The following is a 232-nucleotide window of genomic DNA, read 5'->3' on the forward strand; positions in this document are numbered from 1 at the left end:
TCGTAGGGGTAGGAATTGGTGGGACGTTTGAAAAGGCCGCCTATCTGGCCAAAAAGTCGCTGTTCCGGCCGATTGGGGAACGCAGCCCGCGACCAGAGATCGCCGCTTTGGAAGAAGAACTGATGGAGCGAAGCAATAAGCTGGGAATCGGCCCTCAGGGAATGGGAGGGCGAACGACGGCGCTTGACGTAAAAATTGAAATTTTCCCCTGCCATATCGCCGCTCTTCCTGT

General features: G+C 55.6%; 1 protein-coding gene. It reads left to right on the forward strand.

What is annotated here, in order from left to right; all coding sequences use genetic code 11:
* Nucleotides 1-232, forward strand: a 232-nt coding sequence (locus MXD62_RS09755) for a fumarate hydratase (protein ID WP_248829024.1), incomplete at both ends; no start/stop codon positions are given.

Source organism: Frankia sp. Mgl5 (assembly GCF_023242985.1).
GTDB classification, from domain to species: domain Bacteria; phylum Actinomycetota; class Actinomycetes; order Frankiales; family Frankiaceae; genus Parafrankia; species Parafrankia soli.